At 63.0% G+C, this 20,847-nt stretch carries 18 protein-coding genes and 1 pseudogene; 2 read left to right on the plus strand and 17 right to left on the minus strand.

What is annotated here, in order from left to right; translation table 11 throughout:
• Positions 1-6: 6 nt before the first annotated feature.
• The 6 genes and pseudogenes from Q0105_RS20470 to Q0105_RS21585 all read right to left on the minus strand — a co-directional run.
• Entirely contained in the window at positions 7-840 is an 834-nt protein-coding gene (locus tag Q0105_RS20470; protein ID WP_298214576.1) for an HDOD domain-containing protein, read from the minus strand.
• A gap of 60 nt (positions 841-900) precedes the next feature.
• Positions 901-3,258: a Tex family protein gene (locus tag Q0105_RS20475; RefSeq protein ID WP_298214578.1), complete on the minus strand. Its 2,358-nt coding sequence runs from the start codon at positions 3,256-3,258 to the stop codon at positions 901-903.
• A 323-nt stretch (positions 3,259-3,581) separates the two neighbouring features.
• Positions 3,582-4,082 carry a hypothetical protein gene (locus Q0105_RS20480; RefSeq protein ID WP_298214580.1) on the minus strand — a complete coding sequence of 167 codons (501 nt, stop codon included), beginning with the start codon at positions 4,080-4,082 and terminating at the stop codon, positions 3,582-3,584.
• A 68-nt stretch (positions 4,083-4,150) separates the two neighbouring features.
• On the minus strand, positions 4,151-4,675 hold the full coding sequence (locus Q0105_RS20485; RefSeq protein WP_298214582.1) for a HEAT repeat domain-containing protein: 525 nt from the start codon (positions 4,673-4,675) through the stop codon (positions 4,151-4,153).
• Complete coding sequence (locus Q0105_RS20490) at positions 4,672-7,722, minus strand: RHS repeat-associated core domain-containing protein (RefSeq protein WP_298214584.1); 3,051 nt, start codon at positions 7,720-7,722, stop codon at positions 4,672-4,674. Before Q0105_RS20490 ends, Q0105_RS20485 begins: the two co-directional genes overlap by 4 nt.
• Positions 7,723-8,061: 339 nt before the next feature.
• Positions 8,062-9,249: pseudogene (locus Q0105_RS21585) on the minus strand (DUF6531 domain-containing protein); the annotation flags it as partial.
• A gap of 602 nt (positions 9,250-9,851) precedes the next feature.
• Here Q0105_RS21585 and Q0105_RS20495 point away from each other — a divergent pair.
• Both Q0105_RS20495 and Q0105_RS20500 read left to right on the plus strand, forming a co-directional pair.
• Complete coding sequence (locus Q0105_RS20495) at positions 9,852-10,256, plus strand: hypothetical protein (RefSeq protein ID WP_298214586.1); 405 nt, start codon at positions 9,852-9,854, stop codon at positions 10,254-10,256.
• Positions 10,257-10,332: 76 nt separating this feature from the next.
• The gene (locus Q0105_RS20500) at positions 10,333-11,409 is read left to right on the plus strand and encodes a DUF72 domain-containing protein (protein WP_298214588.1); all 1,077 of its coding nucleotides are present in this window, start codon (positions 10,333-10,335) and stop codon (positions 11,407-11,409) included.
• A gap of 275 nt (positions 11,410-11,684) precedes the next feature.
• Here the strand turns inward: Q0105_RS20500 and Q0105_RS20505 are convergent, their stop codons facing one another.
• From Q0105_RS20505 to Q0105_RS20555, 11 genes are all read right to left on the minus strand, one after another.
• The gene (locus Q0105_RS20505; RefSeq protein ID WP_298214590.1) at positions 11,685-12,725 is read right to left on the minus strand and encodes a diguanylate cyclase; all 1,041 of its coding nucleotides are present in this window, start codon (positions 12,723-12,725) and stop codon (positions 11,685-11,687) included.
• A gap of 148 nt (positions 12,726-12,873) precedes the next feature.
• Complete coding sequence (locus tag Q0105_RS20510) at positions 12,874-13,482, minus strand: methylated-DNA--[protein]-cysteine S-methyltransferase (RefSeq protein ID WP_298214592.1); 609 nt, start codon at positions 13,480-13,482, stop codon at positions 12,874-12,876.
• A 48-nt stretch (positions 13,483-13,530) separates the two neighbouring features.
• A complete protein-coding gene (locus Q0105_RS20515) occupies positions 13,531-14,436 on the minus strand; it encodes an SDR family oxidoreductase (RefSeq protein ID WP_298214594.1) in 906 nt (301 codons plus the stop codon).
• Positions 14,437-14,440: 4 nt separating this feature from the next.
• Positions 14,441-15,376, minus strand: coding sequence for a glutathione S-transferase family protein (locus Q0105_RS20520; RefSeq protein ID WP_298214595.1), 936 nt, complete (start codon positions 15,374-15,376; stop codon positions 14,441-14,443).
• A gap of 30 nt (positions 15,377-15,406) precedes the next feature.
• Positions 15,407-17,086: an isovaleryl-CoA dehydrogenase gene (locus Q0105_RS20525; protein ID WP_298214597.1), complete on the minus strand. Its 1,680-nt coding sequence runs from the start codon at positions 17,084-17,086 to the stop codon at positions 15,407-15,409.
• The gene (locus Q0105_RS20530) at positions 17,083-17,535 is read right to left on the minus strand and encodes a GNAT family N-acetyltransferase (RefSeq protein ID WP_298214599.1); all 453 of its coding nucleotides are present in this window, start codon (positions 17,533-17,535) and stop codon (positions 17,083-17,085) included. Before Q0105_RS20530 ends, Q0105_RS20525 begins: the two co-directional genes overlap by 4 nt.
• Positions 17,535-18,551, minus strand: coding sequence for an NADP-dependent oxidoreductase (locus Q0105_RS20535; RefSeq protein WP_298214601.1), 1,017 nt, complete (start codon positions 18,549-18,551; stop codon positions 17,535-17,537). The genes Q0105_RS20530 and Q0105_RS20535 overlap by 1 nt, the downstream gene beginning before the upstream one ends.
• 94 nt (positions 18,552-18,645) lie before the next feature.
• The gene (locus Q0105_RS20540; RefSeq protein ID WP_298214603.1) at positions 18,646-19,077 is read right to left on the minus strand and encodes a PaaI family thioesterase; all 432 of its coding nucleotides are present in this window, start codon (positions 19,075-19,077) and stop codon (positions 18,646-18,648) included.
• A 111-nt stretch (positions 19,078-19,188) separates the two neighbouring features.
• The gene (locus Q0105_RS20545) at positions 19,189-19,980 is read right to left on the minus strand and encodes an SDR family oxidoreductase (RefSeq protein ID WP_298214605.1); all 792 of its coding nucleotides are present in this window, start codon (positions 19,978-19,980) and stop codon (positions 19,189-19,191) included.
• 94 nt (positions 19,981-20,074) lie between these two features.
• Entirely contained in the window at positions 20,075-20,284 is a 210-nt protein-coding gene (locus tag Q0105_RS20550) for a hypothetical protein (protein WP_298214608.1), read from the minus strand.
• A gap of 2 nt (positions 20,285-20,286) precedes the next feature.
• Positions 20,287-20,847, minus strand: a 561-nt coding sequence (locus Q0105_RS20555; protein ID WP_298214610.1) for an acyl-CoA dehydrogenase, incomplete at its 5' end; no start/stop codon positions are given.

Consider the following 20,847-nt stretch of genomic DNA (forward strand, 5'->3'; position numbering starts at 1 on the left):
CAACCCTCAAACCATGTAGTTCGCCCCCTCGGGCTCCGACCGGGCGACCCAGTCAAACGGGTCTTGCTGCAGCACCATGTCGATATCGAGCCCCAGGGTCAGGCCCACTTCGCCGGGAAAGGACACAGCCAGCTCTTTCTCGCTCAGCTCCGCCTCGCGGGCGCGGGCGCGCCATGCCGCCAGGTGGATGACGCCCGCCAGCGGCTCGTAGGCCTTGTTGTCGAACGGTGCGCTCTGGTATTGCAGCGCATCCACCACCACCTCAGGCAGTTGCCAGCGGCGCGCGCAGCCGGCCGTGACATGGCCGTAGCTGTAGCCCAGGATGCGTTGCTCGATTCTGTCGCGGCGCATGTCAAACGGGGCCACCAGGGTGTTGATCGACTGGGCCTTTTCGGGGTTTGCGAGGTGAATCACCAGCTCGCCGACGGCATGCAGCAGGCCCGCGGTGTAGGCCGCGATCTGGTTCTGGTGGACGATGCCCGCCAACGAGCGCGCCAGCTTGGCGGTGTTGAGGCTGTAGCGCCAGAACTGCTGCATGTTTACCCCCGGCACCGAGCGCGAGGTGGTGCCCAGCGGCGCCGAGGTAACCAGCGTGCGCAACTGGGCCGTGCCCAGCAGCGCCAGCGCCTCAGGGATGCCCGCGATCTGGCGCGGTAGCTGAAAAGTGGATGAATTGGCCAGCTCCAGCAGGCGCGCGGCCAAGGCTGGGTCGGCGCCAAACAACTGGCTCAAGCGCCGCAGGCTGGGCTCGTTGTGGGCCAGCTCGCTCATCAGCAGCGCAACAGCGCGCGGAAGGCTGGGCAGCGCCACGGGTTGGGCCAGCAGTGCGTTCAACTCCATGGGATAGGGCACCGGGGGGTTTGGGTAGGCCGATTATGGCCCGCCCTCCCCGCTTGGCATCTAACGATTCTTGGCCTGTTGCAACTTCGCAAACGCCGACGCCATGGCCGACTGCTGCGTCGGCTCGGGCGCTCGGCGCTGCGGCTGGGCATAGCCCCGGCCCGCCCCTTCAAAGCGGTTGTCACGCGGCCCGTCGCGGCGCGCAGGGGCGGCATCGAGCTTCATCGACAGGCCGATGCGCTTGCGCTCCACGTCCACCTCCATCACCTTCACCTTGACGATGTCGCCGGTCTTGACCACTTCGCGCGCGTCATTCACGAACTTGTGCGCCAGCTGGCTCACGTGCACCAGGCCGTCCTGGTGCACCCCAAGGTCGATGAAGGCGCCGAACTGGGCCACGTTGCTCACCGTGCCCTCCAGCACCATGCCTTCCTTCAGATCCTTGATGTCTTCCACGCCATCGTTGAAACGCGCCACCTTGAAGTCGGGGCGCGGGTCGCGGCCGGGTTTTTCCAGCTCGGCCAGGATGTCCTTCACAGTGATCACGCCGAACTTGTCGTTGGCAAACAGCTCGGGCTTGAGCGTCTTGAGCATGTCGGCGCGGCCCATGATCTCGGCCACGGGCTTGCCGGTGTTGGCCATGATTTGCTCGATCACAGGATAGGTCTCGGGGTGCACGCCCGTCATGTCCAGTGGGTTCTCGCCATCACGGATGCGCAAAAAGCCCGCGCTCTGCTCAAAGGTCTTGGCGCCCAGGCCCGCCACGTCCATCAGCTGCTTGCGGCTCTTGAACGCGCCATTGGCCTCGCGCCAGCGCACCACGGCCTTGGCCACGCTGCCCGACAGGCCCGACACGCGGCTAAGCAGCGGCACGCTGGCCGTGTTCAGGTCTACGCCCACCGAGTTCACGCAGTCTTCCACCACTGTGCCCAGCGTGCGCGCCAGCTCGCTCTGGTTCACGTCGTGCTGGTACTGGCCCACGCCGATGCTCTTGGGGTCGATCTTGACCAGCTCGGCCAGCGGGTCTTGCAGGCGGCGCGCAATGCTCGCGGCGCCGCGCAGGCTCACGTCCACGTCGGGCATCTCTTGCGAGGCGTATTCGCTGGCGGAATAGACGGACGCGCCCGCCTCGCTCACCACCACCTTCTCGATAGCGCGCTCGGCCTTGGCGGCCATCTTGATCAGGTCGGCCGCCAGCTTGTCGGTCTCGCGGCTGGCCGTGCCGTTGCCGATGGCAATCAGGTTCACGCCGTGTTTCTCCACCAGCTTGGCCAGCGTGAACAGCGAGCCATCCCAATCGCGCTTGGGCTCGTGCGGGTACACGGTGGCCGTCTCCACCAGCTTGCCCGTGGCGTCCACCACGGCCACCTTCACGCCGGTGCGGATGCCGGGGTCCAGCCCCATTACCACGCGCGGGCCGGCGGGTGCGGCCAGCAGCAGGTCGCGCAGGTTGTCGGCAAACACCTTGATCGCCACCTTTTCGGCATCGTCGCGCAGGCGGGCGAACAGGTCGCGCTCGGTAGAGAGGCTCAGCTTCACGCGCCAGGTCCAGGCCACACACTTGCGGATCAAGTCGTCCGCCAGGCGGCCCGCATGGCTCCAGCCCAGGTGCAACGCAATCTTGCCTTCGGCCAGGCTGGGTTTGCCCGGCTCAGGCTCGACCGGCAGTACCAGCTTGGCTTCCAGAATCTCCAACCCACGGCCACGAAACACCGCCAGTGCGCGGTGCGACGGCACGCGGCCAATGGGCTCGTCGTATTCAAAATAATCGCGAAACTTGGAGACCTCGGGGTCGTTCTCGTTTTTGGACTCCACCTTTTTGCTGCGCAGCAGGCCCTCGGCCCACAGCCATTCGCGCAGGTTCTGCACCAGCACGGCGTCTTCGGCCCAGCGCTCGCTCAGAATGTCGCGCACACCATCCAGCACCGCAGGCACGGTCGAGAAATCGGCGCCCGGCTTGCCATCGTCCAGCACCTCGGGCGGCTTGGTGAAGGCTGCTGCCTCCTTGGCGGGGTCGAGCGTCGGATCGGCAAACAGCATATCGGCCAGCGGCTCGATACCGAACTCGCGCGCAATCTGCCCTTTGGTGCGGCGCTTTTGCTTGAATGGGAGGTAGATGTCTTCCAGCTCCTGCTTGGTCGGCGCGGCGGCAATGGCGGCGCGCAGCGCGTCAGTCAGCTTGCCCTGCTCATCAATGCTCTTGAGCACGGCCACGCGGCGATCTTCCAGCTCACGCAGGTATGAAAGCCGCGCCTCCAGTTCACGCAACTGAATATCGTCCAGCCCGCCCGTCACTTCCTTGCGGTAACGCGCGATGAACGGCACCGTGGCACCACCATCGAGCAACTCCACCGCTGCGCGCACCTGGGATTCACTGACTTTGATTTCTGCGGCCAACTGCCGAACGATTTGCTGCATGGGGGAACGGACTCTCTCTGTGACTCAATCAAACGAAAAGCGAAGCGCGGGAGTTTGCCACAGGCGGTTTGGGGGTGGCAGAGCCCGGTGGTGCGGGGTGTGTCAAGGTGATACGACGGGGTGGGAGACGGGGGGCTGGCTGTTCAGGCCATCGCAGGTGAGATCGCCGCGTTGCGTGATGGTGAGCCTGCGTACCTGGGTAATGGCTCTTGAACAGTTACCCATCAAAGCATGGGAATTGTCGTGAGGTTTTATGCGAAATCTGGCCCTGGCGCTTGATGAACAATCGCTAGTAGCTATGAATTCAGGAGTGCTAAATTGCCTCAAACCAGCATTCGTGGGGTGTGTTGGGCTTTTCTTTTTGAGTCTGCCGACGCTCTCAATTGTGAACAGGAAGCAGGTTTTGCGCAGTTTAGGCAACTCGCAAGACCTGACCCTCGCACCCACGTGACCCTCGCACCCACGAGCTTCTCTGCGTACTCATGCATCTTCTTCTCGTCGATGTCCTTCTCGCAGGTGAGCTCTGCTCGGGTTCCTTTGCCAGCATTACGCGAAAGGGCCTCTTGAAGCGCCTTCATCGACTCTGGCGTCGGTTGACCATCTTTTCCAATCTTCAAGTCCGGCACCGACTGGCGGCGCACATTGCCTAGGTCAAAGTCGTAACGACCATACTCGTAATAGCGCGTCGCGCCGGTTGCGCTGTCGTAACCAAGTGCGCCTGCATGCCCAGGTGTCATTGTCGTTTGCCAGCTCGTGCCGGGAACGGTTATTGGAAAGTCAGGGAAATTCACGAAGCACCCGGCAAGGCCAAACGGATCAATCATGCTGAGTGGACTCCCTTCCACATAGCTAAATGTCCTCATGAGTGGCGTAAATGTGGGCTGATACGGCGTTACGCTGCCCAGAACCTTACTTCCGAAGAATCGTCACTGGCTAGTTGCTTAAGGGCTGATTTTGCTGTTTCACTAGCATTAAAGCGACTCAACGCAATGGCAACTGCCACTCTAGTTTTCTCATCCTTGCTATCGCAGAACCTTAACAAATGCGGAATGGAGGAAGAAACACCCAAATGCCCAAGCGCCACTATAGCCTCCCTTCTTATCTTAAGAGATTTCTCCCTAAGTAAATCAACCAAAATGGGCCAACTCTGTTCAGAATAGGGTAATAAGGGCGCCCCCAATTGCCCCAAAATAAATATGCCAACAACTCTAACACTCACATCTGCTGAGCCAATCAAACTTAACGCCAATTCGTATGCGAAATCTCCCCCGTGCAACTGCAAGTGTCGAGCCGCCGCAAAACGGACTCGCTCATCAGGGTCCAATACAAATTGCTGCAAATTTTCAATGGAATAAAGTTGAAGAGCTTGCCATATTAAGCCTTCCAGTGCGGAAATATCTTTTTTTTCAAAAATCATCTCCCCCTCCCCCCCTTACCGTGACGAGACCCTCTACAGCCCCAAGCCTTTTCGGTGGCCTTAACGGCTTCTGCAGGATAATTCTTCGCATTTAACGCGAGCCAAGTACATCGATCCATGGGTGTTCTTCCGCAGAGCCGCTCCTCAGACGCATATTTTTCATAGTCCTCCCTGATTCTCGTGTCTTCCACATTGCCCGGCGCCGTCATTTCCGTCACGCCCGAACCACCAACAATGGCCGCCCCGCCTCTACCCCCAACCCCTGCGGCAGCACAGGCGGCAGCATTTACTGGATTGGCACAACCAATAATGGACTGCAGACCCTCTGGGTCTACATCAATCAAGGCATTCCCGCCCACATAGGCAAAGCGATTCCACCCCCCTTGGAGCCCAATCGGATCGGGTTGTGTGTACCGCCCACCCATCGCCGGGCTATAGCTACGGAAGTAGTTGTAATGGAGACCCGTCTCCTTATCAAAATACTGCCCCGGATACCGCAGGTTAAACGCCACATCCGGCGTGCTGGTCGTGCCCGTCGTCGGATTGGTCGTCTCGCTGGTGAAGCGCTTGGCCGCCGTGGTCGGTGCCTCATCCCCAAACGCACTGTAAGCCCATTGCCACGCCACCTGCCCATCGGACTGGGTGAGTTTCCTTGGGGTGTTCAGGTGGTCGCTGTGCACGGCGTAGTGGCGCCCGTTGACGATTGCGGCGATCGGCATGGGGCCACTGGCTGTGGGCAGGTAGAGGTATTGCGCAGTGCTTGCGCTGTTGCTGCCGCCCGAGCCGTATTCGCCCAGCAGGCTGCCGTCTTCTGCGTACACATAGCTCCAGCCCAGTTTCTCGGCGTCGCTGGTGGCGGGACTCCAGAGTTTGCTGAAGAAGCGGAGGATTTGCTGCATGACGCCGGGTTGCTCTGCCAGCGGGCCTTCTTCGTCGTCGTCTGCCAGCAGGTTGTTCAGGTTTTTGTTGCTGGCTTGGTTTTGGGTGGCTGCGTACAGAGGTTCTGTCTTGAACACGCGCTGGCCCAGGGCGTTGTGGGCATATTTGGTGGTGGGGGCGTCTTCGCCCTGACCTTTGGTGGTGCTCTCCAGGCGACCTTCGCTGTCGTAGCGGTAGGTGGTCAGGCCGTCGCCCAGCAGGTCGCCTGCGCTGTTGTACTGGTAGGTGACGCTGGTGGTGGCGGTGTTGCCTGCTGTGCTGGTGGTTGTCTGTTCAAAGCCAAGCAGGCGGTTGTGGCTGGCGTCGCCGCCGTAGTTGCGGCTGGTGCTGGTGGCGGCCACGTCGCGGGTGCTGGAGGTGCGGTTGCCGTTGGCGTCGTACTGGAAGGTGGCTGCATCCACGGGGGCGTTGGCCGCCGTATTTTTGGTGAAGCCGGTGATGCGGCCTGCGGGGCTGTATTGCACGGTCCAGGTGCTGGTGGCCTGGCTGATGGTGCTGGCCTGGGGGTTGGTGTTGGCCGGGCGCCAGAGTTTTTGCGTGAGGGTCTGGATGCGCCCTGCTGCGTCGTATTGGTAGCTGCTGAAGTCGGTGGCAGTGATCTGGCCTGCGGTGTTGTAGCTGCGGGTGGCCGGGATGGCGGCTGTGGCTCCGGGCAGGTTCCAGCTCCAGGCGGTGGGCTGGCCCAGGGGGCTCCAGGTGATGCCGCTCACAAGCGGTTGGCCCGCCCATGTCAGGCCTGTGATCTGGCCGGTGGTGTCGTACACGTGCTGCAGCACCTGTCCGCCGGGGTAGGTGGTGCTGGTCAGGAGGCCCTGGGCGTTGTAGCCGTAGCTCAGGCTGTGGGTGTCGCCGTTGATCAGGCGCTGGGTTTTGGTGGTGATGCGGCCATGGGCGTCGCGCTGGTAGGTGGTGGTGCCGCTGGCGTCCACGATTTCGCTCAGGGCGCCTTTGCTGGTGGCTGTGAGGTCGTAGCGCAAGCTGGTGGTGCGCCCTCCGGCGTGGGTGATGAGTGTGGGGCGGCCCAGCAGGTCGCGTTCGATGGTGGTGGCCTGGCCCAGGGCGTCGGTGATGGTGCTGGGCAGGCCCAGGGTGTCGTATTGGGCGGTTTCAGCGCCGCTGTCGGGGCTGGTTTCGCTGGTGGCATTGCCCAGGGCGTCGCGGGCGTAGGTGGTGGCCACGCCTTTGTAGTCGGTGGCCTGGGTGACGCTGTCCAAGGCGTTGTAGCTCAGGGATGCGGTGGCGGATTCGGCGTTGGTGATGGCTTTGGTGCGGCGCAGGGCATCGAGGCTTTGGCTAGTGCTTTGGCCTAGGCTGTTGGTGGTGGCTACCCAGTCGCCGTTGCTGTCGTAGCCGTAGGTGCTGGTCTGGTTGCCCAGGGTGACGGTCTGCACGCGGTTGAGGCTGTTGATGGTGCGCGCCAGGCGCCACACGAGCTGGCCCTGGGCGTTGCGCAGGTCTTCGCGGGTGCGGTTGCCCATGGCGTCCAGGGTGTAGGCGCCGGTGTTGCCCCGGTTGTCGCTCCAGCCGGTAAGGCGCTGGGCGGCGTCGTAGGTGTAGCTGATGCTGTGGCCATGGGGTAGCGTGGCGCTAGCGACCTGGCCGCTGGGGCGGTAGGTCAATGTGGTGAGTTGCCCGCCCCGGTTGGTGGTGAGCATGCGGCCACGGGGGTCGTAGGTGTAGGTGGTGACGAGGCCGGTGGGGGCGGTGTGGGTGAGCACACGGCCCGCGCCGTCGTGGGTGTAGGTGTCTACATGGCCCAGGGCGTTGGTGCTGCTGGTGAGGTTGCCTGCGCTGTCGTATTGGTAGCGGGTGGTGGCGCCGTTGGGGGCGGTTTCTGTGGCGACCAGGCCGGAAGGGTGGTAGGTCCAACTTGTGGTGCGGGCGATGCCGCCTGCAGCGGTGTCGGCAATCGTTTGCGACAGCCGGTTGCCCAGGTTGTCGTAGGTGTAGGTGGTGACCCGGCCCGGTTGGGTGATGGTGACCGGCAGGCGCCATTGGGGGTGCCAGGTGGTGACGGTGGTGCGTTCTTCGGACTGGCCCGCGGCTTCGGTGGTGGCGATAGGGAGGCGGCGGGTGGTGTTCCACGCGTAGGCGGTGTTGACACCCAAAAAGTCCTTTTCTAAATCGACGAGCCCGAATGTGTTTTGCAGACGGTACTGAGCATCCGCTGCCCGTGTTTCTGATGGAAGTTGCCCTCCCAACACTGTTATCTGGTTCCACTTAGTGCTGTACCAGTAGCTGCGCGTTGTGTTCAAGGGATCAACGACCACGGCGTCGTCTGAAGCTCCATAGCTCACCCCGTATCGGGAAACGCCTCCCGCATGTTCCGTCGTAGTCGCCCGCGCCTGACTGTCGTAGGCGAAAGTAGCATACCGTACACCATTCTCATCAAGAATTCCCGTCAATGCGAGGGGAAAAGATCCGTTCTCGTAGAGGTAACTACGGCGCCTCCCGTCAGGGTAGCCCGCAGACGCCAAGCGCCCGTTTGTGTCATAGGTGTAGGTGATGGTTCGGCCATCGGGGGTTGTTACTGTGGTGAGTTTGTCACCTGCGTAGGTGAAGACGAGCGAGCGGCCAAAGCCGTTGGTTACGGTGACAAGGTGTCCAGCGTCATCGTATGCATATGTATACATGAAGCCGCGCCGCACAGACTTTGCCAGAAGCTTGCCGTCTGCTGTAAAAGTGAGCGTGGCATCATCATCCGCACGTCGATAGACCCAACCTGCGCTTGTTTCATTGAGGGTGTCTGCGCTATCGGTAGCTATCCAACCTGCGCCGTTTGCGGTTTTGGTGAAGAAGCGTACAACGCCTTCACCAGTTGTTATTGTGACAACGCCAAAATCGCTGATACCCGATCTAGCCAAATGGGCCGAGTAATTAATCTCCCAGATTCCATCCATTCCACTGGGTGGGCGAGCCCCCATTGTCCTGCTGGCCCAGGAACTGCGGTAAACCCGGCGCAAACTTAAAGGAGCTGGACTGAAGTCCTCGAAATCCATCTCCTGCTGCAGCTTCTCGCCAGTCGCGGGCAGAATGGGATTGCCTTTGACGCTACCGTCAGAAGGCTCGGACACAATGCCTCCATCAAATCTAGAGCACGAATTTTTAGGCAAATTCCTGGGGAATTGCGGTATATAAGTACTACAGGCTGATCCTACGTATTCGGAGTCCCAAAATCGTATCCAACCTGGTTTACATTCGGCTGCACGCACGCCCTTTATAGTGCCGCCTGCATAGCCGGTTCCGCCTGAACATTCGCCAGAGCCATCTCGAATACTCCACCGAATATCCAATAAATACGAAACGACAGTTGGCTCTTTGAATGCAATAAAATTCTCATACCCCTCTACGATCCTTTTTCCAACAGTGTAGTCAGCCGAGCATATACCAGACATGTCCGAGAAATAATCTCTAAAAGCAATTTCCGCAGCAAGTTCAACTGAGTCTACATCACCGCCGTTAGTATGGTACCTCCATTGCGAAACGAATGCCGGCCCCAATTCGCAATCCATATTTCCATTAGGATTAAATTGCTTGCAATTCTCGCGGACACTTTGGGCATAGCCAGGCGCAAGAAGAATAAAAAACAGCCCCACGCCGCCAACGCGGCGAATCCAGTGACTTGAGAAAATCATATTTTTCAAATAATAGTATTTTTAATAAAAATATACTTTATCTCGAAAGATTAAATTCATTCAAACCCAATACCTATTGCGGTTTGCTGTCTAATTTTTTGAAAATAGTCAATTGCTCGGCAACTTAATGTAAAATCACCCTATATTCACGGCCTACTCAAGAGTCTTGCTATCCAACATCATCCACAGCAACCGGTATTTTTTAAGAACTCAACCAAAAACATACACATCGTTGATAGAATTTTTCGTGATTCAAAGCGTGTGCAGTCGATTCTCTTGAAATTTTCATTTTCATCCCCTTTCCCGCAGGGACTTTAGGCAGTGCGTACGCGACGGGCAATAGGCGCTCGTCAATATATTTTGCAACAAATCGTATCATTTACACACCCTCCACACAGGCAAATGCGCCCCAGAGCGACAAACTACCTCGTACGCCGCCATCCTGCTGCGATCCAGTTGATCAAGATCCCTCCGCTTACTCTCACTCGCTGCCTCGCACTATGCGCCGCTGACTCATAGCACCCTAGCCATACACCCGTCTTCTATTTCTCTACCCATGCCTAAAATGCCCGAACCCGCCACGCCCTCGGCCCGCCAGCCCCATGCCCTCCCCCCCCTTCCCCATCCGCACCGAATGCCCCCCCGGCACCTGCGTATGTGATCGGGATACGCTGCTTCAAGCCCCGAATGGTGATGTCCGCATTCTTCAGCTCACCCGCACTGAAGAAAAGAAGATGCTGGAGCGGCTGGAGAACCTGGACAGTTTGAGCGACCTGCGAAGGATGCAGGAGCGCATGGAACAGCAACTGGGCGTTCGGCTGGCCATCACGCAGAGCCCGAACGAGGTGCGCAGCCTGCGTGGCATTGCGATCCTGGTGCTGGAGCAGCCGGGGTTGTGCCGCAAGACGCGGCAGGCGATTCCGGCGGCCATCAAGAAGAGCATGGATGCGCGGCCTCAGATTACCTATGACTTGTTGGACGAAGGTGGGTTGTTTGCGGATGAATAGCTACTTCGGCAGCCCTTGGCCTCGCTGCATGGCATTCGTCATCGCCCGTTCCTCGCCCTTCTACTAATCAGCCCGCATGCAAGACGACTTGTTTGGCGATGCAGCACCCAAGCCGCCGCCGGAGTCGACCGTCCCGGCCGCCGCGAAGGATCAGGTGCTGGCGTTGGCCCCGCCTCGGCGCATGCGGTCGGGTCAGGTGGTGCCTGTTGCTGCCAGCGACGAATTGGCAACCCTGGCCGCTGCTCTGCCCACGCGGCTGCGGTTGGGCACGTCGTCGTGGACTTACCCCGGATGGAAGGGGCTGGTGTGGGAGGGTGAGCACTCCGACGCACAGCTTTCCAAGCAGGGGCTGGCCGTGTATGCGCAGCACCCGCTGCTGCGCACGGTGAGCATTGACCGCAGTTTTTACCGCCCGCTCACGGCCAGCCAGTACGAGCACTACGCGTCGCAGGTGCCCGATGATTTTCGGTTTGTGGTGAAGGCGCCCAGCGTGGTGACGGATGCGCTGGTGCGCAGCGAGGATGGGCGGGGCCGCCAGCCCAACCCGGCGTTTTTGAGCCCTGAATTGGCGCGCAGCGAGTGTGTGGAGCCGATGCTGCAGGGGCTTGGGAGCAAGCTGGGGGCGGTGGTGTTTCAACTCAGCCCCCTGCCCCTGGCGCAGCTGGACCGCATGCCGGTGCTGCTGGAGCGCCTGCGCACGATGCTGTTGGCCTTGCCTGCGATCACGCCGCTGGCGCCGGACGGTGTGATTGCCGTGGAGGTGCGCGACCCCGAATGGCTGACCCCCGACTTTGCAGCGGTGCTGCGCGAGGCAGGCGCCACGTACTGCCTGGGCCTGCACGCCAAGATGCCACCGCTGCAGGAGCAGCTACCGCTGCTGCGCGCGCTGTGGCCCGGCCCGCTGGTGTGCCGCTGGAACCTGAACCCGGTACACGGCCCCTATGGTTACGAAGAGGCAGAAAAAGCCTATGCCCCTTACGACCGGCTGCACCACCCCGATCTGGAGACGCGCGCCGCGCTGGCCGCTGTGATTGCGGGCATCACAAGCCGGGGGCAGAACGCGTTTGTGACCATCAGCAACCACGCCGAGGGCAGCGCTCCGCTGACGGTGCGGGGGGTGGCGGAGGACGTTGTGAAGCTGGCGGTGCGGTAGCGGTTGGTTGCGCGGTTTCTGACCAAAAACGCTTCGATACCGGCAGGCATTCAACATGACAAATTCGTTCGGGTTGAGCTTGTCGAAGCGCCGCGCGAGGCTTCGACAAGCTCAGCCCGAACGGGTCGTGCCGAAACGGGTCGTGTCGAAACGGGTTGAGCCAGAACGGATCGGGTTGTACCGGCACGGATCGGGCTCGAACGGATCGGGCCGGAACGGGCCATGCCTATTGAACGCGCAGGGGCGCCAAGGGCATCATGAGCGCCCCAGGGGCATCAGTCCGGCGCCAGCTCGATCCGGTTGCGCCCGCCCTGCTTGGCGCGGTACATGGCGCGGTCGGCGCGCCGCACCAGCTCTTCGGGCAATTGATCGCGCTGCGGCTGCAGGCTGGCCACCCCAAAGCTCACGGTGACGATGCCATGCGGCGCCCCTTCGTGGGGCAGCGCCAGTTGCTGGATCGTCGCCTGGATGTGGCGTGCCACTTCGGCAGCGGCAGGCAGATCAGAGCCCGGCAGCAGCACCACGAATTCTTCGCCGCCAAAACGTGCCGCCAGTTCGCCTTCGCGCCGTGCACCGGTCTGCGCCAGCGTAACGGCCAGCGCCTGCAGACAGGCGTCGCCCGCAAGGTGGCCGTAGTGGTCGTTGAAGTGTTTGAACACGTCCACGTCCAGCATGATCAGCGCCAGCGGCGTGCCTGCCCGCTGCGCGCGCGCCCACTCGCGGGCCAGGGCGTCGTCGAAGTGGCGGCGGTTGGCAATGCCGGTGAGGCCGTCGGTGTTGCTCAGCAGCTCCAGGCGGTGGTTGGCCTGCGCCAGGGCCTCTGTGCGCTCGGCCACCAGAGACTCCAGCTCGCGGTTGCGTTGCCGCAGGTCTTCGATGGGGTAGATCTCGCCGCTGCCAGCGTTGCCAAACGGGATGGAGACGCTGATGTGTGCGATCTTCCAGTCGCCCTCCGCGCCCGCAGCGCGGCCTTCGCGCCGAAACAGCACCACCTTGCGCGCGGTTTCGCGCGAGAACAGCGCGTCCGGAACAGGCAGATGGATGTGAAAGAAGGCGGTGACGGCCAACAAATCTTCGCCCAGGTCCTGCACCTGCAGGTCCACCATCTCGATGCCGATGCGCTGCGGCACCTGTGCAAAATCCTGCCGGGTCACCTCGAGCCACTCGGCGCGGCTCTTGACCAAAACGTCGCTGCTGCCCGAAAACCCGCTGAAGTTATCGCTGAAACGATCGAGCAACCGCACATCCCGCGCGGCATACATCTCGATGTACTCGTCAAAGAGCATGCGGGTCAGTCGCTCGCGTTCCGGTGGCATGCGGTGGTCCTTGTCGGGTGCTGGATTTGAAAGCGGCGCTGCGGCAAACACGGCACGCGGCGCGTTGCAGCAAGCGCGTTTGAATGTAACACCCGCTTGCCCATCCGTTCGCGCTGAGCCCGAACGGTTCGTCAAGGTGACTAGAGAATCAGTCGCGCGGTGCAAACAGCGCCAGCGTCTCGTGGGCAAAGGCACCTTCGATGTCGAGCATGCGCATTTTGGTGGCCGCGCCACCCCCGGCAGAAAAGCCGCCCGTCTTGCCGTTGGCCGCCAGGATGCGGTGGCAGGGCACCACGGGCGCAAACGGGTTGTGGCCCAGCGCCTGGCCCACGGCGCGGGCCGCGCCGGGTTCGCCCAGTTGAGCGGCCATTTCGCCATAGGTCATGGTTTTGCCGGGCGGTATGCGGCGGGCCAGCTCGTACACGCGGGCATTGAACGGGGGCACGGTGTCAAGGGCCAAAGGCAGGTCGCACAGATCGTCGTGCGCGCCCTCCAGCAAAGCGACCACACGTGTGGCCCAGGCCGCGACCTGGGGCGGCATGGCAGATTCGGCCCCTTGCGGAAACCTGCGCTGCATGCGGGCGCGGGTCTGGGCCTCGCCTGCGTCTTCGGGCAGTTGCACGCCCACCAGCAGCGCGCCCTTCCACGCAATGCCGCAGTGGCCAATGGCCGTGGGGAAGAGCGCATAGCCGCACACGGCACCATGCGCGGTGTCATGCGCAGCATGGGGATTGGCGGGGTGCGGCTCAGCGGGCATTTGCTACTATTTTGATAGCTTATTACGCTTATTGAATAAGCGGTGGGCCTATTCAGCCCTCAAAGCCGCACGCAGCTGCGCGCCCACCTCGGGCTTGCCCGCAAACGGGTCGGTGGGGTTGCGGCCGAGCATGATGTCTTCCATGCGCACTTGCACCGAGGCGATGGCCTTGGGGTGGCTGTAGATGTAGAACTGGCCCTGGGCCGCCGCATCGAACACCTTTTGCGCCACCTCGGCGGCGGTGACTTTGCCGCTGGTCACGGCCTTGTCGCTCATGGCCTGGCCGATGAGCTGGCTCTTGGTGGGCTTGTCGGCCGCCATGGCCTGCGGGCGGTTGCGGTGGCTTTGGCTGATGCCCGTGGGCACGAAGAAGGGGCACAACACGCTGGCCGTGACCTGGTCGGTCACCAGCGACAAATCCTGGTACAGCGTTTCCGACAGGCTCACCACCGCGTGTTTGCTCACGTTGTAGACGCCCATATTGGGGGCGTCCACCAGGCCCGCCATGCTGGCGGTGTTGACGATGTGGCCGCGCCAGGCGGGGTCTGCCTTGGCGGCGGCGAGCATCATGGGCGTGAACAGGCGCACGCCATGGATCACGCCCCACAGGTTGACGCCCAGCACCCATTCCCAGTCGCGCACGGTGTTCTCCCACACCAGGCCACCAGAGCCCACACCCGCGTTGTTGAACACGAGGTGCGGGGCGCCAAAGCGCTGCTGCACTTCGGCGGCAAGCTGCTCCATCTGCACGGCATTCGATACATCGACCTTGCGTGCCAGCACTTGCACGCCAGCCGCCTGGGCCTCGGCGGCGGCGGCGTCGAGTGCGTCCTGCTGCACATCCACAAGCACCAGGTTCATGCCCAGGCGCGCGCCGATGCGCGCGCACTCCAGGCCAAAGCCCGAGCCTGCGCCGGTGAGTACAGCGGTTTTGCCTTTGAAATCGTCCATCATTTATTTACGCCTCAATCTTTCGCAACGTATAGCCAATGCGGGGGAAATGCACATGCACCGTGCCCGCGCGCGGGTCGGTGCGGCGCAGGGTGTAGCGGGTGCGGGTGGCGGCGATCAGCTCGCCCTCGGTGGGTTCGGTGCCGAAGCTCTCGGCGGCGATGGACACCTGTGTTCCGAGGGGGATGCCATGCTCGTCCTGGAACACGTCGTCCATCAAGGGCAGTGGGTCTGCGCCCGCAGCCACGGTGATCGCGTCTTGCGCACTGAACCTCTCCATGCGGCCATGGCCCAGGGCCGCTATACGGTCCATCCATTCCAGCACGGCGGGCGTGGCGGCAAAGATGTCGGCCATCACGGGCACACACTGGCGCGTGAACCACAGCGGGTGGTAGGCCGCAAAGTCGGCCAGGCAGGGTTCGGCGCCAAACAGAAAGTCGTGCTCTTCAGCCATGTGGGCGATGCGGCGCAGGTACGAGCGGTAGGCGGCAGTGGCATCGGCCGGGCGCAAGCGCTGCATGCCCGCACTCATCTCGCGGCGGTCTTCGCCAAAGGCCTGTGCGGCGGCGGGCGGCAGGTTGGCAAACAGCACTGCCGCGCCCTTGGGCTGCATGTTGTAGGCCATGGCGGCCCAGAACAGCGTGCTGTCCGCCCATTGCGCAAACACGCGCGCCACGCCCTTGAGGTGTGGCGGGTACAGCACGGGCTCTGGCTGTTCGTGCTCCAGCACATCGCAGATGAGGGCCGAGTCGCAGTAGATGTCGGCGCCAATCTGCAGGATCGGCGTCTTGCGGTAGCCGCCCGTGAGCGCCACCACGTCAGGCTTGGGCGCGATGCTGGGGATGAGCACCGACTTCCAGGCCATTTGCTTGTAACCGAGCACGAGCCGGATTTTTTCGGAGAACGGCGACGAAGGGTAGTGGTGCAGGATCAGATGGGACATGGGCTTCTCCGCAGGGAATATGGTGGTGGGTCAAGCCGGGAGCGCACGGGCCAGCAGCGCATCCAGATCGGCCCCCGCGCCCAGTGTGCCAAAGCTGTAGCCCCAGTCGCCACCCAGGCGCGAATCGCAGAATGCACTGAACACGGCGCTGGGCGCGCTGCGGTACAGCAGCGCGGCCTGCACGGCCAGGGCCACGTCCTGCGCCAGGCGCCGGGCCTCGGCCTCGGTGGTCATGGCATCCACACGCAGCGGCAGCGCACTGGCCATGCGGTCGAGCGCGGGGTGGGCGCCGCGCGCGGGGGCCAGCTCGTCGGCCAGGGCTGCCGCCGTGTCGGCGCGGCGCACGGCGCGCAGCAAATCAAGCGCCATGATGTTGCCCGCGCCTTCCCAGATGGAGTTGAGCGGCATCTCGCGGTAGATGCGGGCCATGGTGCCTTCGCCGCCCTCTTCCACATATCCGTTGCCGCCCAGGCATTCCATGGCCTCCTGCGCAAACGCGCTGCCGCGCTTGCACACCCAGAACTTGGCCACGGGCGTGAGCAGGCGGGCCATCACGGCCTCATGCTCGCTCTTGTCCTTGCGATCAAAAGCGCTGGCAAGCCTGATGGATAAAGCGGTAGCCGCTTCGCTTTCGAGAGCAAGATCGGCCAGCACGTTGCGCATGAGCGGCTGGTCGATGAGCTTCTTGCCAAAGGCCATGCGCTGGCGCGTGTGGTGCAGCGCAATGCTCAGCGCCTGGCGCATGAGGCCGCTGGTGCCCAGGGCGCAGTCCAGGCGCGTCATGGTGCCCATCTCCAGGATCTGGGCCACGCCCCGTCCCTCTTCACCCACGCGCCAAGCCATGGCGTCGATGAACTCGACCTCGGAGCTGGCGTTGGCGTGGTTGCCGAGCTTGTCCTTCAGGCGCTGGATGCGGATGGTGTTGACGGCCCCCTCCCCTTCACCGGGCAACACGCGCGGCAAAAAGAAGCAGGTGAGCCCGCCCGGCGCCTGTGCCAGCACCAGGAAGGCATCACACATGGGGGCCGAAAAGAACCATTTGTGCCCCGTCAGGCGGTAGCGCGGGCCCCAGGCATCGTCACCATCGGGCACGGCCTGCGTGGTGTTGGCGCGCACGTCCGAGCCGCCTTGCTTCTCGGTCATGCCCATGCCCATGGTAAGCGCGGATTTTTGCGAGAACAGCGCAAGGCGCGAGTCGTATTGGGTGCTGGCAAGGCCCGCGCTCCAATCGGACCACACGGCGGCATTGCCACGCAGCGCAGGCGTGACGGCGTAGCTCATCGACACGGGGCACAGCACCGAGGGCTCGGCCTCGGTGAACAGCATGAAACCTGCCGCACGCTCAATGTGCGCATGGCCCGTATCCTGGCGCGACCACGGCGTGGCGTGCAACCCGTGGCGCAGCGCCGCACCCATCAACGCGTGGTAGCTGGGGTGAAACTCCACCACGTCGGTGCGGTGCCCGAAACGGTTGTGCGTGCGCAGCTGGGGCTGGTAGGTGTTGGCCAGGCGCGCGTGGGTCAGCATCTCGGCCGAGCCCATCTCGGCGCCCAGCGCCGAAAGGCCCGCCAGTGGCAGGTCGGGGCTGTGCAGGCGCAGCGCGTCCTGCAAGGGCTGGTTGGTGGTGAACAGGTTCACGTCAACCCAGGGTGTGCTCTGGTTGAACACCTCATGGGTGCTGCTCGCGGAAAGGGTGGCTGCAGTTGTCATGATGAACTCCACAACATCTCGATATGGGGAATGCCGTCTTCCAGATATTCGTCGGACACAGCCACAAAACCCAGGCTGCCGTAAAAGCCCTGCAGATGCGCCTGCGCGCTGATGCGAATGCTGTGGCCTGGCCAGGCCGCGTTGCAGCGGGCAATGCCCTCTTGCATCAGCGCACGGCCCGTGCCGTTGCCGCGCGCCTCTTTGGCGGTGACAACGCGGCCGATGGAGGGCTCGGGGTAGTTCACACCGGGGTCTGCAACGCGCAGGCAGGCTTGTGCCACCCCGGCCTCGTCATAGCCCACCAGGTGGTGCGACTGCTTGTCTGCCGCGTCCGGGTCCTGGTAGGGGCCCTGCTCCAAGATGAACACCTTGCAGCGCAGGGCCAGTGCGTCGTGCAGCGCGTGTACGCCCAAGTCGTCGAAACGGGCCCAGACCCACTTCAGCATCATCAGATCAGCTTGACGAGTTGCTTGCCAAAGTTCTTGCCTTTGAGCAGCCCCAGGAAGGCCTCGGGCGCGGCGGCGATGCCGTGCGCGATGGTCTCGCGCGGGCGCAGCTTGCCGGTGCCCACCAGGGTGCCCAGCTCCTTCAGGGCTTCGGGCCAGACTTCCATGTGCTCGCTCACGATGAAGCCTTCGATCTTCATGCGGTTGATGAGTATCAGCGCGGGGTTGGCCATGGGCAGCGGTGCACCGTCGTAGCCCGCGATCATGCCGCACAGGGCCACGCGGCTGAAGGCGTTCATGCGCAGCATCACCGCGTCCATGATCCAGCCCCCCACGTTCTCGAAGTAGCCGTCGATGCCGTTGGGGCAGGCTTCCTTGAGCGCCTTCGACATGGCCTTCACGTCGCTGTGCTCTTTGTAGTCGATGCAGGCGTCAAAGCCCAGTTCTTCCACCGCGTACTTGCACTTGTCTGCGCCACCCGCAATGCCCACCGCGCGGCAACCACGCGCCTTGGCCAGCGCGCCAAAGGCGCTGCCCACGGCGCCCGTGGCCGCGCTCACCACCACGGTGTCGCCCGCCTTGGGGGCGATGATCTTGACCAGGCCATACCAGGCCGTCACGCCGGGCATGCCCACGGCGCCCAGGTAATGCGACAGCGGCACATGGGCCGTATCGACCTTGCGCAGCGCGCCCAGCGCGTTGCCATCGACCACGCTGTACTCCTGCCAGCCGCCCATGCCCACCACCTTGTCGCCCACGGCGTACTTGGGGTTGTGGCTCTCGGCCACCTCGCCCACGGTGCCGCCGATCATCACCTCGCCCAGGCCCTGCGACGCCGCGTAGCTCTTGCTGTCGTTCATGCGGCCACGCATGTAGGGGTCCAGGCTCAGGAAGTGGTGGCGCACCAGCACCTCGCCGTCTTTGAGCGCGGGGGTGTCCACCGCCACCAGCTTGAAGTTGCTGGCCACGGCCTCGCCCTGGGGGCGGTTGTCGAGAACGATTTGTTGATTGCGTGGCATGAGAGGCTCCTTCAGAATGATTTTTACTATGAATTTGATAGCTTCTTGCGCTTATTCATAGGGCGCTAGAGGTAATTTTTATCTAAAAACTGGCTCAATCGGTGGAGATCACCTTGAGCCCGTTGGCGCTGCGGCTGTCCACCGGCAGGCGCCGCACGTACTTGAACGTGCCAGTGGCGTGGCAGCAAACGCGGCCCTGCGCGTCAAACACCGTGCCTTCGGTAAAAGCCATGGTGGCCGTGCGGTGGATGAGCCGCCCCTTGGCCACCAGCGGCCCGCGCGCAGGCTGCATGAAGCTGGTTTTCATCTCGATGGTGACCACGCCCATGTCGGGTGTCTCGCTGCGCGCGGCGGTGGCCATGGTCACATCGAGCAGCGTCATCGACGCGCCGCCGTGGGTCACGTCAAACGAGTTGAGGTGCTCGGGCTTCGCCTCGTAATGCAGCTCCGACTCGCCACCTTCCATGCGATGCAGCGTAAAGCCGAGATGGCTGACAAAAGGGATTTCGACACCAAAACTTTTCACTGCTTTTCCTCAGTCAATGGGCGCCAACGCACCTGAAACCGTTCACGCTGAGCCCGCCGAAGGGCTCAGCCCGAACGAGTGCTTCAAGTTCGCGAATGCCAACCCCATCATTCAGCCACCAGTAACAATACTCACACCGCCATCCACCGCCAGCCACTGGCCGGTGATGTGTTTGCCCGCGTCGGATGCGTACAGCGCACACAGGCCCTTCAAGTCTTCGTCGTCGCCCAGGCGGCCCAGCGGGGCGTGCGCGGCCAGCGCTTCTTCGCCCATGGCCTTCAGGGTGCCCACCGTCATTTTGCTCGGGAAGAAGCCGGGGCAGATGGCGTTGACGCGGATGTTGTACGCGCCCCATTCGGCGGCCAGCGCACGGGTGAAGTTGATCACCGCGCCCTTGGAGGTGTTGTAGGCGATGGTCTGCATGCCCTTGGGGTTGCCGCCCAGGCCGGCGATGGACGCCACGTTGATGATGCTGCCGCTGCGTCGGCCGATCATGCTGTGCTTGGCGATGTGCTGGCTCAGGATGAAATAGCCGCGCACGTTCAGGTTCATCACCTTGTCCCAGGCTTCCACGGGGTGGTCTTCGGCGGGTGCGCCCCAGGCGGCACCGGCGTTGTTGATGAGGATGTCCACATGGCCCATGCGCTCCAGGGTTTCATCGGCCAGGCGGCGAATGTCGGCCTCGTTGGCGCAGTCGGCAGCGATCCAGCGGGCGTCGATGCCTGCGGCCTGCAGCTCGGCCGTGGCTTCTTCCAGGTCGGATGCCTTGCGCGAGCTGAGCATGATCTTGGCGCCCGCCTCGCCCAGCGCATGCGCCAGTTGCAGGCCCAGGCCGCGCGAGCCGCCAGTGACCAGCGCGGTCTTGCCTGTCAGGTCAAACAGTTGCTTTATGGTGCGTGTCATGGTGTCTCCTTGGGTTTATCTGTGAACGATTGTGCTGTGCAAACAAGGGCCATTGTGTCGCCATCGTGTCGGCCGACAAACAGGCTGACGGAGGTCAGGAGGCGGGGTCGGCCTTGAGCCGCGCGCGCACGGCAATCAGCACCACGCCGACCGCCGCCACCACGCCTCCACCCACCATCAGCACCCAGCCCGTGGCCTCGTCGGTGCGGGCCGTGGCAATGCCCAGCACCAGCGTGAGCAGGCCCCCATAGATGAGTGCCCAGATGAGCTTGTGCAGGCGCTGCAGCGTTTGGTGCGCGGCCATGCTCAAAATGCCTCTTCCGGAAAGCTGGCGCAGGTGGCGTCGCGGCTGCTCACCACCGGCAGCCAGCCGCCGATCTTGGGCAGCTCGTAGTGGAAGAAGTAGCGCATCGCGCCCATGCGGCCTACGCTGGCGGGCCGGGCCAGCGCGGCGTCGTCGGCCAGCGTGGCCAGGGCCAGGTCCAGCCACACCCAGGCCAGCACCATGTGGCCAAAGGCCTGCATGTAGGGCACGGCGTTGGCCAGCGCATCAGCGGGCTCGCCCGTGGCCCAGGCGGCCTTGGTGGCGGCGCCAACCTGCTGCAGCGCACTGCCCAGCGCGTTGGCATGGGCGGCCAGCGCAGGCACCTGGATGGCGCGCTCGATGGTGGTGTTGATGCGCCCTGCCAGCAGTTGCAGGCCCCGGCCGTTTTCCATCAGCACCTTGCGGCCCAGCAGGTCCATGGCCTGGATGCCGTGGGTGCCTTCGTGGATCATGTTCAGTCGGTTGTCGCGCCAGTATTGCTCCACCGGAAAGTCGCGCGTGTAGCCGTAGCCGCCGTGGATCTGGATGGCCAGGCTGTTGGC

Origin of the sequence: Acidovorax sp., assembly GCF_027492855.1 — a bacterium.
GTDB lineage: Bacteria > Pseudomonadota > Gammaproteobacteria > Burkholderiales > Burkholderiaceae_C > Acidovorax.